16 protein-coding genes are annotated in these 15536 nt (G+C 62.2%); 7 read left to right on the top strand and 9 right to left on the bottom strand.

Annotation, left to right across the window (positions count from 1 at the left end; genetic code table 11):
* Positions 1–13: 13 nt before the first annotated feature.
* From AEP_RS13610 to AEP_RS13625, 4 genes are all read right to left on the bottom strand, one after another.
* Positions 14–589: a hypothetical protein gene (locus AEP_RS13610; protein WP_087495881.1), complete on the bottom strand. Its 576-nt coding sequence runs from the start codon at positions 587–589 to the stop codon at positions 14–16.
* A 44-nt stretch (positions 590–633) separates the two neighbouring features.
* Positions 634–909 (bottom strand): hypothetical protein, encoded by a 276-nt coding sequence (locus AEP_RS13615; RefSeq protein WP_087495882.1) that lies wholly within the window; start codon positions 907–909, stop codon positions 634–636.
* The gene (locus tag AEP_RS13620) at positions 906–1619 is read right to left on the bottom strand and encodes a hypothetical protein (protein WP_087495883.1); all 714 of its coding nucleotides are present in this window, start codon (positions 1617–1619) and stop codon (positions 906–908) included. The genes AEP_RS13615 and AEP_RS13620 overlap by 4 nt, the downstream gene beginning before the upstream one ends.
* A gap of 142 nt (positions 1620–1761) precedes the next feature.
* Positions 1762–3579: a DEAD/DEAH box helicase gene (locus AEP_RS13625; protein WP_198301828.1), complete on the bottom strand. Its 1818-nt coding sequence runs from the start codon at positions 3577–3579 to the stop codon at positions 1762–1764.
* A gap of 199 nt (positions 3580–3778) precedes the next feature.
* Between AEP_RS13625 and AEP_RS13630 the strand changes: the two genes are divergently transcribed.
* Genes AEP_RS13630 through nagA form a run of 3 tightly spaced genes read left to right on the top strand, consistent with a single transcriptional unit; the run spans position 3779 to position 7554 of the window.
* Entirely contained in the window at positions 3779–5641 is a 1863-nt protein-coding gene (locus tag AEP_RS13630) for a sensor domain-containing diguanylate cyclase (RefSeq protein WP_087495885.1), read from the top strand.
* Between the two features lie 57 nt (positions 5642–5698).
* Positions 5699–6427, top strand: coding sequence for a GntR family transcriptional regulator (locus AEP_RS13635; RefSeq protein WP_087495886.1), 729 nt, complete (start codon positions 5699–5701; stop codon positions 6425–6427).
* The gene (gene nagA, locus AEP_RS13640) at positions 6424–7554 is read left to right on the top strand and encodes an N-acetylglucosamine-6-phosphate deacetylase (protein ID WP_087495887.1); all 1131 of its coding nucleotides are present in this window, start codon (positions 6424–6426) and stop codon (positions 7552–7554) included. The genes AEP_RS13635 and nagA overlap by 4 nt, the downstream gene beginning before the upstream one ends.
* Positions 7555–7572: 18 nt before the next feature.
* Here the strand turns inward: nagA and AEP_RS13645 are convergent, their stop codons facing one another.
* The gene (locus AEP_RS13645) at positions 7573–7764 is read right to left on the bottom strand and encodes a CsbD family protein (RefSeq protein WP_442873335.1); all 192 of its coding nucleotides are present in this window, start codon (positions 7762–7764) and stop codon (positions 7573–7575) included.
* Between the two features lie 361 nt (positions 7765–8125).
* Here AEP_RS13645 and AEP_RS13650 point away from each other — a divergent pair, with 361 nt between their 5' ends.
* Both AEP_RS13650 and AEP_RS13655 read left to right on the top strand, forming a co-directional pair.
* Positions 8126–8365 (top strand): hypothetical protein, encoded by a 240-nt coding sequence (locus AEP_RS13650; protein ID WP_232459831.1) that lies wholly within the window; start codon positions 8126–8128, stop codon positions 8363–8365.
* A 114-nt stretch (positions 8366–8479) separates the two neighbouring features.
* Positions 8480–8776, top strand: coding sequence for an RNA recognition motif domain-containing protein (locus AEP_RS13655; RefSeq protein ID WP_087495889.1), 297 nt, complete (start codon positions 8480–8482; stop codon positions 8774–8776).
* A gap of 61 nt (positions 8777–8837) precedes the next feature.
* Here the strand turns inward: AEP_RS13655 and AEP_RS13660 are convergent, their stop codons facing one another.
* The 4 genes from AEP_RS13660 to AEP_RS13675 form a co-directional block, all read right to left on the bottom strand.
* On the bottom strand, positions 8838–9422 hold the full coding sequence (locus tag AEP_RS13660; protein WP_087495890.1) for a hypothetical protein: 585 nt from the start codon (positions 9420–9422) through the stop codon (positions 8838–8840).
* Between the two features lie 109 nt (positions 9423–9531).
* A complete protein-coding gene (locus AEP_RS13665; protein WP_087495891.1) occupies positions 9532–11007 on the bottom strand; it encodes an ATP-binding protein in 1476 nt (491 codons plus the stop codon).
* Positions 10994–11713, bottom strand: coding sequence for a response regulator (locus AEP_RS13670; RefSeq protein WP_087495892.1), 720 nt, complete (start codon positions 11711–11713; stop codon positions 10994–10996). Before AEP_RS13670 ends, AEP_RS13665 begins: the two co-directional genes overlap by 14 nt.
* A 16-nt stretch (positions 11714–11729) precedes the next feature.
* Positions 11730–12992, bottom strand: a complete 1263-nt coding sequence (locus AEP_RS13675) for an ABC transporter substrate-binding protein (RefSeq protein ID WP_087495893.1) — start codon at positions 12990–12992, stop codon at positions 11730–11732.
* Positions 12993–13261: 269 nt separating this feature from the next.
* Here AEP_RS13675 and AEP_RS13680 point away from each other — a divergent pair, with 269 nt between their 5' ends.
* Both AEP_RS13680 and AEP_RS13685 read left to right on the top strand, forming a co-directional pair.
* Positions 13262–14509, top strand: a complete 1248-nt coding sequence (locus AEP_RS13680) for an ABC transporter substrate-binding protein (RefSeq protein WP_087495894.1) — start codon at positions 13262–13264, stop codon at positions 14507–14509.
* Positions 14510–14619: 110 nt separating this feature from the next.
* Positions 14620–15534, top strand: a complete 915-nt coding sequence (locus AEP_RS13685) for a carbohydrate ABC transporter permease (protein ID WP_087495895.1) — start codon at positions 14620–14622, stop codon at positions 15532–15534.
* The last annotated feature ends 2 nt before the right edge of the window (positions 15535–15536 follow it).

Below are 15536 nucleotides of genomic sequence, written 5' to 3' on the forward strand. Positions count from 1 at the left end.
ACTACAGTGGATCTTATTTCTTGCCAGTCATCGCCGAGTTCCAGGAAGCAAGATCTAGGCTTTTGTGATTGCATAGCCAACGTTCGACGCCCCCGACAAGGCTCTCTCCATGGTCGCGTAGAACCGTAAACCCGGCCATCGGACCGCCAATTTGCTCAAGTACTGTCACCAAATTGTTTGCCTCGATGCAACGGACTTCGAAACTGGTGTCGATGCCTGATGCGGCCTCTCGTTCGATGTGCTTCCAGCATTGGCTGTGGAAGAGCTGGTCAACTGGGAGTCGCTGACCCGTGAGGTTGTCGTAGGCGGGTGACGTGCGCCACCGGTGCTTAACGCCATTGCGTGAAATACCGACATAGCGGATCTTAGTGTCGCGTCCTGCAACCAGGTAGAGACAAGCGCCTTTTGCGCGCCATGCCTTCTCGTTAACCACTTCGTAGTGAGCTTGCAACCATGGACCGCGACGGGAGTCGCTCTCCGGTACGTTGCGCGTCCAGCGAGAACCCCCAAGCCCGCTAATCCGTAGAACCGGCGTGGCAGCGTGAAAAATTGCCAAAGCTGTTTGAAAGGGGGAGTTGTTTGTGTTCATAAAAAGAATTTTGGGGTTTCAGTCTTAGTTTTTTTAGCCGCGATTCAGTGTCTGCGTATACGTTCGAGTCGGTGAGCTACGGTAATGATTTGCCCATCCGGGCTAAGCACGGCATAAGCGTCAAGATGAGGCTTTAGCGCGGCCGCCAGTTGTCCTGCATATGCCTTCAATCGTTTGTGTCCGGTTTTGTCGAGAAACACCTTTGAAGCGCCCCCGCCCGCCGGTTCTGTGCTGCCGAATTGAATGAGCAAATCAATCAGCAATGGCGGAATGCCTCGTTGCTGGCTGCGTATCGCTGCATGTTTGGATATTTCAGTCATGCATTGACCTGTCCGAGCAGGGCCAAGATGAGTGTCTCTACGTCGACGCCATTCGCTTGCGCCTGAGCGGTAAGAAGCTCGAAGGTATTCGCTGACAGAGATATATGGGATGACGTTGTCTGAATGGGAGTTTTCGAACTTGGGACGAAGCCCTTCCGACCGGCAAGCCATCGCCGAGCCTCTTCGAGGGACACTTGGCTGCGCTTTCCTATCAATTGGGTATTGAGGCGATCTGCAGCTTTTTCACTCGTGGCGTTACGTACGCTTTTCACGTCCATGTTCGCAAGCAAAGCGATCTCTGCGATGGAAAGGCAGTCGGACCATTGCGCGTCTTCATCCATCGCGTAGAACCGCTCGCCGCCGTCAAGCACATGGCGTGTACATGCCATTTCCACGACCCGGATTGCTTTGTGAGGAACCGGTACCTCATCTTCGCCGAGGAAAGCGGTCAAACCATGTAGCCCCGTTAGGAACAGCATTGCGTCCTGCGCGTCTGGATCAAGGGTTCCATCCCCGTCGCCCAGGCCATCGAATGTACGGCCTTCTACGCCGTATTCGAACATGCGGATGACTGTGGCCCACAACGTGGATTGGCGTACATCCGTTGCCAAGGTGGCCGCTAGGCCCCGACCATAAATTCGGTCGATGGAATCAGTAAATCGTCGAAGAAATTCTTCCAGTTCAATTTCAAGTGCAAGTCGGTTGATCATGATGCCTTCATATGATGTATGTGTTGTCACATGGGCGGATGATACACGCATTGTTGGAAAAATGTTACTAATGATGACATGTGAGCTGAATATTTTTCGATTGATGGATTGAGACGGGCTATGAGGACGAAGACAGTTGGCATCACCTGCTCAGTCGCCGCCCGAATTCCCGATCTTCACTTACCGTGATCACTAGTTTTTGAGTCGCCCGAGTAGCCGCCACATAAAACACCCGCGCTGCTTCCTTCTCATCCTCCCCCACCGCAGGCATATGCCCCACGCCGGGTAGAGCAACCACGGGGAACTCCAGGCCTTTGCTGACCTTCATGGTCATCACCTTGATCTTGTTGCTGGTGGGATCGAAGTCTCCATTTCCAAGTCGGTTCTCTACCGGCAGCTTGCGTTGCGCCAGGGTGCGGGCGCACAAATCCCGGGTCTTCCAGTCAGCACACAGCACTGCCATGTCGCCCCACGCAAAGCCCTCATGCTGGGCTTGGGCCAGGTGGTCGGCAATGGCTTCTGCTTCTGCCTGCAGGGTGGGCAGCTTGATGATGAGGGGCTCTTGCCCCTCGCGCCCGCAGCTCACGGGTTTGAGCAGGGGGATGCCGTCGTCGTCTTTGTCGTCTGCGGTCAGCAGGTCGGCTGCCACCAGGCTGGCGGTGTGCAATATCTGGCGGGTGTTGCGGTAGTTGATCTTCAGGATGGTGGTGCGCCCCTGCGCCTGGATGCCCACGCTCTTGAAGCTGAACTGTTTAGAGCGCGCCCGCTCGTAAATGCTTTGCGCGTCGTCGTACAGCACCAGCAGGCTGTTGGCGGTGGGGTCCACCATCTGTGTCACGAGCTTGAGCCATTCGGGCGCGAAGTCGTGGCCCTCGTCGATCATCACCGCTTGGTATTGGCCGCTGGGGATTTGCTGGCGATCTACACCTGCAATGACTCTTTGCACCAGTTCTTCGGCATACCGCTCACTACTCATCTGACCGGGCAGTGTCTGCCCAAAGGCCACCAGCTGCTCGCGGCACCACTTATGAAAATGCCGCACGTGCACGCGGCCGCCCAAGCCTTTGGCCTGCATGACGCTGTGTAGCTTCACGCCCAGCGGCTCGTTAAAGCAGAGAATGAGGATGGGTTTGCTGCTCGCCGTGCTCGCCTTGGCCAAGTACTCCGCGCGGTAGCCCAGGATCATGGTTTTGCCTGAGCCCGCCACGCCGTGGATGACGCGGTGCCCGTCGCCCAGGCTGCGGGCCAGCTGCTCTTGCTGCAGGTCCATCACACGCATGATGTCGGGCAGGGTGGCGGCCTCGTCGTTGTCGTCAAACAGCGTGCCTTGCTGCACGCGCACCTCGGGGAACATGATCCAGCGCACGCGGTCGATCTGCGGCAGGCTCAAAGCGCCGCGCATGCCGTAGGGGAACATGTCCCACAGCCGGCTTTGCAGGTCTTCGGCCTCCAAGGTTTCCGTCATTTCGTCCTGGCAGATCACGCGGTGGGGCTCTATGGCGTGTTGCAGCTCGGCGGCTTCAAACTGCTTGCGGGAAATAAAGGGGAACACCACGCCGTAGCTCCAGGGGCACACCAGCTTGCCTGCGTGCGGGCCGTCGGGTTGCACCAGCTGCGCGTCGCGCTGCAGGGCGTTGACCACGGCGTGGGCGTATTGGCGGGCTTGCTCCAGCGGGTTGATGACGGTCTTGGGCCCGCTGTCGCCCATGATCTCCCAGTCTTGCTTGTTGGCCCGCAAGATGGTGCTGCCCACTTTCCAGTCTTTCACCTCCAGCACCAGAATGCCGCGGCGCGGGTGCAGCACACAAAAGTCGGGGTGGGTGTTGCGCGGGCCCATGGGCACGTCGTACCAGAGCCGGTAATCGTCATCGAGCTTGGCTTCCAGCCGTTCGGCCAGCCGGCGTTCGCCTGTGGTCATGCGTGAAACGCACGCGCCGATTGCCGGAATCAATGTCGCCATGAACTGCCTGCCACCCTGAATGCTTTTTTTAGATGGCCGCCATCATGCCCGCATAAAAGCACACATTCAATTTGATTGGCTTGTGAATTTCACTATTCTGGTGCAGTTAGGGCTCCGGCGAGCCTAGGGTTTAAGACCGCACCCGTCTTAAGTTGAATCCGCTACCATGCAATAAACGCCACCAAAATACGAGCCAAAAATGCCTCTGGCGACCATCAAACATGCGCGAGCAGCTATCAAAATCATAGTAAATGTGATTTTGCTCCTGCCACTGTGGGTGGCTGCGCAGGCGGTGCCGGTGCAGGCGGTGGGTGCGGGCGCCATGGACGTGAGCCCGGCGCTGGCTGTACTGGAGGATGCCGATGGCAGCCTGACCCTGCCGGAGGTGCTGGCCGCAGACCGCGCCGGCCGCATGGTGCCACGGCCCGGTGCGTCCCAAGGCTTGTCGCTGGGCTTTACCCGCTCGGCCTTCTGGCTGCGGCTGGAGGTGCGCAACCCCGGCTCCGCCGTGGCGCACCAGCTGCTGGAGGTGAGCAACGCGCGCATTTCCCATGTGTCTTTCTTTGTGCCTGATGACGCGGGCCGCTACACCGAAACGCGCACCGGTGGCGACCTGCCTTTTGCCACCCGGGCGGTGGCGCACCGGCATCTGGTGTTCCCGCTGCAGGTGGCCCCGCAGGCCACGCAGGTGGTGTACCTGCGGGTGCAGTCCAGCATCGGGCTGATCGTGCCGGTGCAGCTGTGGGCCCGGCCTGACCTTGATGAGCACACCCACACCGACTACATGCTCCACGCCTGGTACTACGGCATGGCCACGGCGATGCTGGTGTTCAATCTGATGCTGTGGGTGGCATTGCGTGACCGCATTTATGGCTACTACGTGGTGTTTGTGGGCGCTACCGCGCTGATGCTGGCCTCCAAGGCCGGGCTGGCTTCCCAGTACTTTTGGCCCGGGGCGCTGGTGTGGAGCAACTTTTCGTATTACACGGCCGCGTCGGTAGGGGCGGCGGCGTTTTGCCTGTTCACCCGCCGCATGCTGGACACCGCCACCGTGCTGCCTCGTGTGCACCGCGCATTGCAGGCGCTGGCGGCGGTGCACCTGCTGGCACCGCTGGTGTATTGGTTTGCCATAACGCCAGTGGCGCGCTTTGCCACGCTGCTGTTTTTGTTGACTGTGCTGGCCGTGACTGCGGTGGGCGCGTGGTGTGCCTTTTTGCGCATGCGCAGCGGGTACTACTTTTTGGGGGCCTTTGGCATGTTGGCGGTGGGTAGCCTGGTGACCACCGCGCGCAGCTTCGGCTGGTTGCCGACCAATGCCTTCACCGTAAACGGCTTTCAGCTGGGCTCCAACCTCGAGATGCTGCTGCTGGCCTTTGCGCTGGCCGACCGCTTTAACCAGATGCGCCGCGAAAAGCACATGGCGCAGCGCGAGTTGGTGTCCACCCAGCAGCAGCTGGTAGACACGCTGCGTGCCTCTGAGCAGGAGCTGGCCCACCGGGTCGAAGAGCGCACCCGCCAGCTGCAAGTGGCCAACGAGCGGCTGGAGGCGCTGAGCATGGTGGACGGCCTGACTGGCATTGCCAACCGCCGCCACTTTGACCAGGTGCTGCACAAAGAGTGGACGCGGCTGGAGCGCACCGCCCAGCCCTTGGCGCTGGTCATGCTGGATGTGGACTGGTTCAAGCGCTACAACGACCACTTCGGCCACCAGGCCGGCGACGAGTGTTTGCGCGCTGTGGCCCAGGCCATCAGCGGCGTGAGCCGCGCCAGCGACCTGGTGGCGCGCTACGGTGGCGAGGAGTTTGTGATCATCGCGCCCGGCACCGATGGCCCGCAGGCCCTGCAAATGGCCCAGCGCGCATGCGATGCCGTGCGCGCCCTGGGCATGCCGCACCCGTTGGCGTATGAATCGGTAGTGACCGTGAGTTGCGGTGTGGCAGTCACCGTGCCCGGCCCGGACGACAGCCTCGAAAACCTGCTGGGCCAAGCCGACGACGCGCTTTACGAAGCCAAGGCCCAGGGCCGCAACCGTGTGGTACTGGCGGAGCCATTGGGTGGGTAACTGGTATTAAAGTGGTTATACAATCAAGACCACTTCCATCCAGCCTCACCCCACCACGTGCCTGCCACCCCCACCAGTCTTGAAGACACCTCTCCGCTGTACCTGCAGCTGGCGCGCCAGCTGGCGGCGGACATTCGTGCTGGCACCTTCCGGGTAGACCAGGCGCTGCCCTCGGAGCGGGTGCTGTGTGAGTCGCTGGGCGTGTCGCGGATCACGGCGCGCAAGGCGATTGACGTGCTGGTGGAGCAGGGCCTGGTGGTGCGCAAACATGGCTCGGGCAACTTCATTGCGCCGCGCATCGAGCAGCCCACCAGCAAGCTCGCCAGTTTTTCGGAAGAGCTGCGCCAGCGCGGCTATGTGCCGGCCAGCCAGTGGATCACCCGCGAAACCGGTGTGGCCACCGTGCCCGAGCGCGAGGCGCTGGGCCTGCAGCGCGGTGCCAAGGTGGCACGCCTGCTGCGCCTGCGCCTGGCCGATGGCGTGCCCATGGCCTACGAGCACAGCGCGCTGCCTTTGAGTGTGCTGCCCCGCCCGCAGGAGCTGGACGGCTCGCTCTACCTGCACCTGGCCCGCAGTGGCGCAGCGCCCGTGCGCGCAGTGCAGCACCTGCGCGCCATCAACGCCGCGGCCGACATGGCTACCCATTTGCAGGTGCCCGAAGGCGCCGCGCTCTTGTGGGTGAGCCGCGTGGCCCACAGTGCAGATGGCAACGCCATCGAATTCACCCAAACCTATTGCCGCAGCGATTACTACGCCTTTGTGGCCGAACTCCGGAGCAGCCTATGACGGCACTTACTTTTCTGCAAGGCCACATCCTCACCCCCACCGGCTTTGTGCACGGCAGCCTGCACATGGGCACCGATGGCCGCATTGTCGGCATCACCGGCGAGCCGGTGAGCGAGGCCCAAGTGCGCGAGAGCAGTGCGCCCATCGTGCTGCCCGGCTTTATCGACCTGCATGTGCATGGCGGTGCGGGGCACGACATCATGGAAGGCGGCGACGCGGCCTGCCACGTAGCGCGCCTGCATGCGCAGCATGGCACCACCTCGCTCTTGGCCACCACCATGACGGCTCCACAAGCCGACCTGGATGCCGCCTTTGCCGCACTCGCACCTATGTGCACCGCGCCTGCGCCAAATGCCGCCCGCGTGCTGGGTGTGCACCTGGAGGGGCCGTACATCAGCGAGGCGCGCTTGGGCGCTCAACCGCCATTCGCCCGGCCCGCGAGCTTTGACGAAATCCACCGCCTGCATGCGCTGGCGCCCATTCGCCTGATCACGCTGGCGCCCGAGGTGGGGGGCAACGAGGCACTGATTGCACAGCTGGTGGCCGAGGGCTTCAAGGTGCAGCTGGGCCACACCACCGGCAGTTACGAGCAGGGTGTGGCTGCGCTGCGCTGCGGGGCCACGGGCTTTACCCATTTGTTCAACGCCATGTCGGCCTTGCACCACCGCGAGCCCGGCATGGTGGGTGCGGCGCTGGCGCATGCCGAGTTTGCAGAAGTCATTCCCGACCTGCTGCACGTGCACCCCGGCGCCATCCACGCGGCGCTGCGCGCCATCCCCAAGCTGTATTGCGTGACCGACTCCACCTCAGCTGCCGGTATGCCCGATGGCGACTACAAGCTCGGCCGCCACACCGTGACCAAGTGCATGGGAGGTGTGCGCCTGGCCGATGGCACGCTGGCCGGCTCGGTGCTCAGCATGGACCAGGCGTTGCGCAACCTCGTCAACACACTGGGCCTGAGCCTGGCGGACGCCAGCAGCCGGGTGTCCACCTTCGCGGCCGACCACATGGGCTTATCCGACCGCGGGCGTTTGCAGACTGGCGCCTGGGCAGATGCGGTAGTGCTCGACCGCAACTTGCAGGTGCAAGCCGTGTGGGTCGAGGGGCGCGGCGTGCTACAAAAGTAGGAGCTGCTCGCGCAGCTGCTACGAGCGCTTGAGGGCTTTGGAGACACTTTCCTTGGCATCGCCTACCGAGGCGCGCACCGCGCCCATGTTCTTCTGGACGTTGCCTTTGACTTCCATGGACTTGTTGCCCAGGGCTTTGCCGACGACCTCTTTGACCTTGCCTTTGGCTTCCTGTGTGCGTCCCTTGATCTGATCTTTGTTGATACCCATGAGTAGCTCCTGAAAAGGTGGGCCGGCTCGTCACCGGCATGCAACGGGGGCTGCATGCTTGCCACAGTAGGCCGCTGCCAACAGGGTGTCGGTGCGCAGGCGCACCCGGGGTGAAAACGGTCTTTTATATTCAGGGGTAATAAAGGTGTTGACTTTTATTTACGTATGGATATAATTCAACGCAGGAACACGGTGCTACCCCCACACACCCCGTTCCACGGAGCCGCCAAGAGAAGTCTTTTGCCGTCGGCATCCGGCCTATTCGACACCTGTCGACCGCGTTGATCTGCAGAGCAGCAGCCAACCGAATCTCTTTTTGCTCAAGCCGGCCTGATAACGTGGCCCGCACCTCTCCCTTTTCATGAATCAGAATTTCGAATCCGCTATCCCCATGGGCAACTACATTGTTTCGCCCGCAACGCAAGAAACCAGCAACGGTCTGTACCGTGCCTCCATCGCCGTTCAGCGCAGCCAGAGCAAGGGCGCTTACTGCCGGGTCTTTAACTTCGACTGCGAGTTTGTCTCCCGTGAAGCTGCCCGCGTGTACGCCATTACCCAAGGCTGGTTAGAAACCGGCAGCGCCAATGCGCAAACCTGCTGAAGCAGGCCGGACGCACCAAGCCACCGACATCACCCCATTCCGCCGCCCGCAAAGGCTGCAAACCCGCGCACCCCAGCCACCCGGGCTGACAGCGCACTCACTGAAAGGCTCACCATGAGCAGCAAAATTTACGTGGGCAACCTGCCCTACTCCGTCACTGACGACAGCCTGCAGAGCAACTTCTCCGAATTCGGCGAAGTCACCTCCGCCAAGGTCATGATGGACCGCGACACCGGCCGTTCCAAGGGCTTCGCCTTTGTGGAAATGAGCACGCCCGCATTTGCCCAAGCCGCCATTGACGGTTTGAACGGCCAATCCGTGGATGGCCGCTCCATCGTGGTCAACCTGGCCCGTCCGCGTGAAGACCGCGGCAGCTCGGATGGCTACCGTGGTGGCCGTAGCAGCTACTAAGCGCTAATCGCCCACAAAAAAGCCGGCTCTGGTAGCCGGCTTTTTTGCGTCTGGCGACGAATTACATCTTGCCGAACTTGGCCTTGGCCGCTGCCATGCAGGTGTCCTTGGCGGTGGAGGCCAGGGCATCGCACTTCTCTTCTGCCACCTTGAGTTCAGCGGCGCGCTTGTCGGCGGCCGCATCGGTGCGGACTTCCTTGTTGTCGGTTTTGGCGTCCGAGTTGGTTTGGCCGGTCTTCATTTGCACGGTGGCGTCGGCCTTGGCGGTAGTGCGCGCGGCCTTGGCCTCTTTCACACATACATCCTTGGGGTTGCCCGACAGGTCATCGCACTTTTGTTTGGCCACGTCATAAGTGGCCTCTGCCTGCTCGGTGCGCACTTTGTATTGCGTTTTGAGCGTGGGCTTGTAGGTGTTGTCCAGCTCGGCCAGCGCTACCGACTCTTTGCCTTTGGCCTCGGCAACACAGATGTCACGCGCATTGCCGGACTGGGAGTTGCAGGCCTTTTTGGCGGTGCTGTATTCGTTCTTGATGCGCGTCTTGCTGGCGTTGAAGTCGGTAGGCGACATCTGCGCCATCGCAGTGCCGGCAAACAGCAAGCAGGCGGCCATAGTGGCGCTGCTCAGCAGGGTGTGGGTAGTTTTCATGGGGAATCCTTAAAGTGAAAACAGTGGCAGGCCATGCAGGCCTGAGAGTCGTCACAGTAAGGGGGAAGGGGCGGCCGGTCTGTTCGTTGGTGGACATACCGGCGCGGGGCTAGTCGGCCGGCAACGCTGCCAGTAGCACCGTCACCACCAGCCCGCCCTCGGCGTGGTTGTGCAGCCTGATTTCGCCGCCATGGGCCTGGATGATGTTGCGCGCTATGCCCAGGCCCAAACCGGTGCCTGTGCGGTTTTGTTGCTGGCCGTGACTGAGGCGCACATGCGGCTCAAACGCGGCTGACATGCTGGCCTGTGCAATGCCGGGGCCGAAGTCGCGCACCTCCACCAGCGCGCGGCTGCCTTGCAGGCTCAGGCGCACCTGCACCCGCTCGCCATAGAGCACTGCGTTGTCCAGCAGGTTGCTCAGGGCGCGCTCCAGCGCCAGCGGTTTACCCAGCACGCTCACCGGCTCTGCCGTGCATTCGATGGTGGCGTCGGGGTGAATGGGGCGTTGTGCCAGGCGGGCGAGCAGGGTGTCCAGCCGCACGGGGGTGAGGTTCTCGTGAATGTCAGTGTCTTTCACGCTTTGCAGCGCGGCTTTGACCATCACATCGAGGTCATCCAGGTCTTCGTGGAACTCGGCGCGCAGGGTGTCGTCGTCCAGCAGTTCGGTGCGCAACTTGAGCCGCATGATGGGCGTTTTGAGCCCGTGCGAAATGCCCAGAAACAGCCGCTCCCGGTCCACCAAATAGCCCTGAATGCGGGCCTGCATTTCATTGAAGGCGCGTGCGGTGCGGCGCAGCTCGGCGGTGCCGGTTTCGGGCACGCTCTCGGGTGCGGTGTCGCTACCAAAGGCATTGGCGGCCGAGGCAATTTTGTTCAGCGGGCGTATGAGCCCGCGCACCAGCAGCACGCTGATCACCAGGGCGGTCAGCAGCGTCACGAGTTGCAAGGCCACGCGGTCCCAGGTGAGGGGGTTGGCGTTCTCCAGAAAGTAGGGGTCGGGCATGGTGGTGGCCAGGTACAGCCAGCGCCCGGGTTCGAACTCGGCCTGGATGACCAGCACCGGTGCGGGGCGCGGGCGCAGCAGCAGGGTGGCTTCCACCCACGAGTCCGGCAGGTCGCGCACCATGCGCCCGTCGTCAGAAACCTGCAGCGTCTCGGGCCAGGCAAAGGCCACGCTGGGGGCTTGGGTGTTGCCCGCCAGGTTGCGGGTGAGGTCGCCCTGCATGGCTTCCACCACGGCGTCCACCAGGCCGTTACCTTCCACCGGCTGCACCGGCACACGCGCTTTGTTTACGTTGATGAAAAAGCGGGTGCCGCCCATGGTGCGCAGCTGCTCAATCAGGATGGGGCGGAACTGCGGCGGGAGGTCGCGGAAGAAGCGTATGGAGCCTGCCGCGTTCAGCGCAATCGCGTGGCCGGCACTCAGGGCTTCGGCCCGCGCACTCTCGCGCAACTGCCTTGCCCACAGCAAGGTACCCACCAGCTGCGCGCTGATGACGCCCAGTGCCATGACCACCACGATGCGGCCTAGCAGGCTGTCGGGCAGGTAGCGCCGCGTCCAGCGGCGGCGCTCAGGGTTCGGCATGGGCGCTCACGTCCGCCGAGAACACATAGCCGCTGCCGCGCACGGTTTTGATCAACACCGGCTGCTTGCCATCGTCATGCAGGCGCTGGCGCAGGCGGCTCACCTGCACATCGAGTGAGCGGTCCAAAGGCCCGAGGTCGCGGCCACGGGTTTGCTCCATCAGGCGGGCGCGGTCCAGAGTTTCGCCTGCATGTTCGGCAAAAAAGCGCAGCAGGTTGAAGTCCATGCTGGTGAGCACCACCGGCTGGCCTTGCGGGTCGGTGAGCACACGCTCCACCACGTCCATGCTGAAGCCGGCGAATTTCAAAAACCGCACAGGCGCACCGGGCGCGCCCAGCTGCATGCGGCGGTGGATGGCCTTGATGCGGGCCAGTAGCTCGCGCGGGTTGTAGGGTTTGGCGATGTAGTCGTCAGCCCCCAGCTCCAGCCCGACGATGCGGTCCGTGTCGTCCGCGCTGGCAGTCAACATGATGATGGGCACCGGCGACTGGCTGCGCACGCTGCGGCACAGGGTGAATCCATCGGTGTCGGGCAGCATCACATCGAGGATGACCAGGCTCAGTTCGTCCTTGAAGCGCTCGAACTCGGCGTTGAAGCTGGCGCCGTCGTGGGCCACGCGGACTTCGTACTGGTGCTTCTCCAGATAGGTCTTGAGCAGGTTGCGGGTTTTTTGGTCGTCGTCAACGACAAGCAGGGTGCGGGTCATGGGCTGGTCGTGCGGGTTAGCGTTCGGCGCTGGGTGCGCGGATCACGGAGGCCAGGCGGCGCTGGGCCTCCTGGGTTTCCATGCGGGGGTCGGTCAGGTAGCGCCACAGGGTCTGGGCCACGGCGTCTTTGATGGCTTCATCGGCCGCCATGCGGTGGGCCAGGCTGGGTACGCGCGCATTGCGCGGGCTGGCAAAGGTTTCCCAGGAGTCGCGGGCGCAGCCGTCGAGTGTCGCGGGATCCATGTCTCGGCGTACCGGCACCGCGCCTTTGAAGCGGTTGTAGGCCAGCTGCGCAGGAATGCCGGTGACCACCTCAGCCATCTTTTCCTGGGCGGCTTCGCGCGGACGGGCGCTGACCAGCATGGCCAGCGTGTCGATGCTGTAGAGGTGCATGTTCTCGGTGCCGGGCACCACGGCACAGCCGAAGTCGCGCACCGGGCTGGCGCCCCAGGCCATGAGCTCGCCCTTGGCCCAATCGCCCATGATCATCATGCCGGCGTTGTCAGCCATGAGCTCGCGGGTGCTCTCGGTCCAGGGGCGTTCCACAGGGGCGTCGGTGGCCAGGGCGCGCAGCCAGCGCAGGCGTTGCAGGGCGCGCTCCACGCGGACGTCCATCCATGCGCTGCTCTTGCGCTGCACGATGAGCTCGCGGTAGAGCGCAGGGCCTGCGTCGCCGAGCAGCACCGTCTCAAACACCGTGGCAATCTGCCAGGGCTCGTCGCTCCAGGCCAGCGGCCGTATGCCTTTGGCTTGCAGCTTGCGGGCCGTCATTTCAAACTCGGCCCAAGTGCGGGGTGGCGTGAGGCCCAGCCTGCCGAACACCTTGCGGTTGTAGAGCAAGGTGTTGATGCGGTGTATGCCCAGCGGTGCGGCAATCACATCGCCTTTGTAAGTGACGAGTTCAAGTACGGTGGGGAACAACACCTGCGACCAGCGCTGGCGCTGCGCCACCGCATTGAGCGGCATCACCAGCCCGATGTCGGCCCAGTCGGTGAGGGTGGTGCCAATCAGCTGCGCCACATCCGGCGGGTCGCCCATGAGCACCCGGCTCTTGAGCACTTTGACTGCGGCCATGCCCCCGCCACCGGGGATGGCAGCGTCTTTCCACTGCACGCCGGCCTGCGCCAGTTGCAGGGCGAGCTGGTCAGCGGCTTTGCGTTCGCTGGCCGAGGTCCACCAGTGCAGCACGTCCATGGGCACGCCCATCTGTTGGGCCTGCGCGCTGTGCAGACATACACAACAGAGCAGCAGGGCAGCGAGGCGGGCGAAACCTTTCATTTCCTGTCGATTTGTAATGTTGTGTATGACTGCCCGTCCGCACCCCGTCCGACGGCCTCTGCAGAGGCCGCGCGGCAGGTAATAAAGCGTAATGCGCAAGTGCGGTACATGGCGGAAAAACGGAATGAAATCAACGACTTATCTTTGTAATCGGGCCCGCCTGATGCGGTTTGATATTACAGGGGTCAAAGCATAACCTCCGCCCCACTGAACGGCTACCGCGATGCACGGAGCCGGCAGTTTCATTCAACAAATGATCAGGAGATTCCATGTCCCATTCCCTTCGCATGGCCGCCGCTGCGGCAGCGCTGGTTTGCAGTAGCTTTGCAGGTGCCGGTACGCTCACCATTGAGAGCTGGCGTGTTGACGACAAAGGTTTGTGGGAAGACGTGCTGCTGCCCGCCTTCTACAAAGCCCACCCCGGCATTACCGTCAAGTTCGCGCCCACTGCACCCCCTGAGTACAACTCTGCCCTGAACGCCCGCCTGACCGCCGGCACTGCAGGTGACCTGGTGACCTGCCGTCCGTTTGACGTGTCCTTGGACCTGTACAAGAAGGGCCATCTGGACAAGCTCAACGGCAATGCAGCCCTGAAGAACTTCCCCGAGTCCGCCCAGGTGGCGTGGCAGACCGATGACGGCAAGGACACCTACTGCGTGCCCATGGCGTCTGTGATCCACGGTTTCTTCTACAACAAGAAGGTGTTTGCCGAGCTGGGCCTGAACCCGCCCGTGACCGAAGCCGACTTCTTCAATGTGCTGGACAAGGTCAAGGCCGCCGGCAAGGTCGCTCCGATTGCCATGGGCACCGCCGACCAGTGGGAAACCCACCAGATCGTGTACACCGGCATCGGCCCGAACTACTGGAAGGGTGAAGAAGGTCGCAAGGCACTGATCGCCGGCAAGAAGAAGTTCACCGACCCCGAGTTTGTGAAAACCTGGGACGTGATGGGCAAATGGGCCAACTACCTGCCCAAGGGCTACCAGGCCCAGACCTATGGCGACTCGCAAAACCTGTTCGGCAGCGGCCGCGCGGCCATCTACCCCGCGGGCTCATGGGACATCTCTTACTTTGAAGGCAACAGCAAAGTGGAATTCGGCGCCTTCAAGCCGCCCGTGGCCAAGGCCGGTGACCCTTGCTACATCTCGGACCACACCGACATCGCCATGGGCGTGAACAGCAAGAGCAAGAACAAGGCAGACGCCCAGGTGTTCCTGAACTGGCTGGCGAGCAAAGAGTTTGCCGACCTGTACACCAACAAGGTGACCGGCTTCTTCTCGCTCTCCAACCACGCGATTGATGTGAAGAACCCTGTGGCCAAGGAAATGATCGGCTGGCGCAACCAGTGCAAGAGCACCATCCGCCTGAACGCCCAGATCATGAGCCGCGGAACCCCGAGCATGGAAAACGAGTTCTGGAACGTGAACTCCCAGGTCATGAACGGAAAGATGGCGCCCAAGGACGCTGCTGCGCAGATCCAGAACGGCTTTGCCAAGTGGTACGCACCTGCCAAGTAAACCGCAGCGTGTGAGTCAGGAGTGCGAGCCGGTGGCTTGCACTCCTTGCGGCGCCCCTCCAGTCGCCGCTCCCCCGTTCTCCTTTGTCTCTTTGACCAACAAGGTCTCTCATGAAACTCGGCTTTTCCTGGCGGGTGCTGGTGTTTATCGCCCCGGCATTGCTGATCTACGCCACCTTCAGTGCCCTGCCGCTGCTGGACACCCTGCGCTTGGGGCTCTACAGCGCGGACGACACCGGCCTGCGCACCTTCACCGGTCTGGCGAACTACAACACCATCCTGAACGACCCGCAGTGGTCGGCCAGCTTCTGGAATGCGATGGCCAACAACCTGAAGTTCTTTGCCATCCACATGCTGGTGCAAAACCCGGTGGGCTTGCTGTTGGCAGCGCTGCTGTCCCTGCGCAATGTGCGCTTTGCAGCCACCTACCGCACCATCTTTTTCCTGCCCACGCTGTTGTCGGTGGTGATCATCGGCTTTGTGTGGCAGCTCATCCTGTCGCCGCTGTGGGGCGTGTCCGAGCGGCTCTTGACCTTGGTGGGGTTGGGTGACTGGTTCGCGCCCTGGCTGGGCCTGGAGAGCTCGGCGCTGATCACCGTGTCGCTGATGTCGGTGTGGCAATACATCGGCGTGCCCATGATGCTGATCTACGCCGCGCTGATTGCGATTCCGGAAGACATCATCGAGGCCGCGGTCGTCGAGGGCGCATCGCCCTGGCGCATTTTCTGGCAGATCCGCCTGCCGCTCATCCTGCCCACGCTGGGGCTGGTGACCATCCTGACCTTCGTGGCCAACTTCAATGCGTTTGATCTGATCTACACGGTCAAGGGCGCGGTGGCGGGCCCCAACTACAGCACCGACATTCTGGGCACGCTGTTCTACCGCACCTTCTTTGGCTACCAGTCGCAAGTGGCCAGCCCGACCATGGGCGCGGCCGTGGCCACCATCATGTTCCTGGTGATTCTGGTGGGCGTGGCGGTGTACTTCCTCGCGGTGCAGCGCAAACTGCAACGCTTTGCAATGTGAGG

It is taken from the genome of Curvibacter sp. AEP1-3 (assembly GCF_002163715.1).
GTDB lineage: Bacteria > Pseudomonadota > Gammaproteobacteria > Burkholderiales > Burkholderiaceae_C > Allorhodoferax.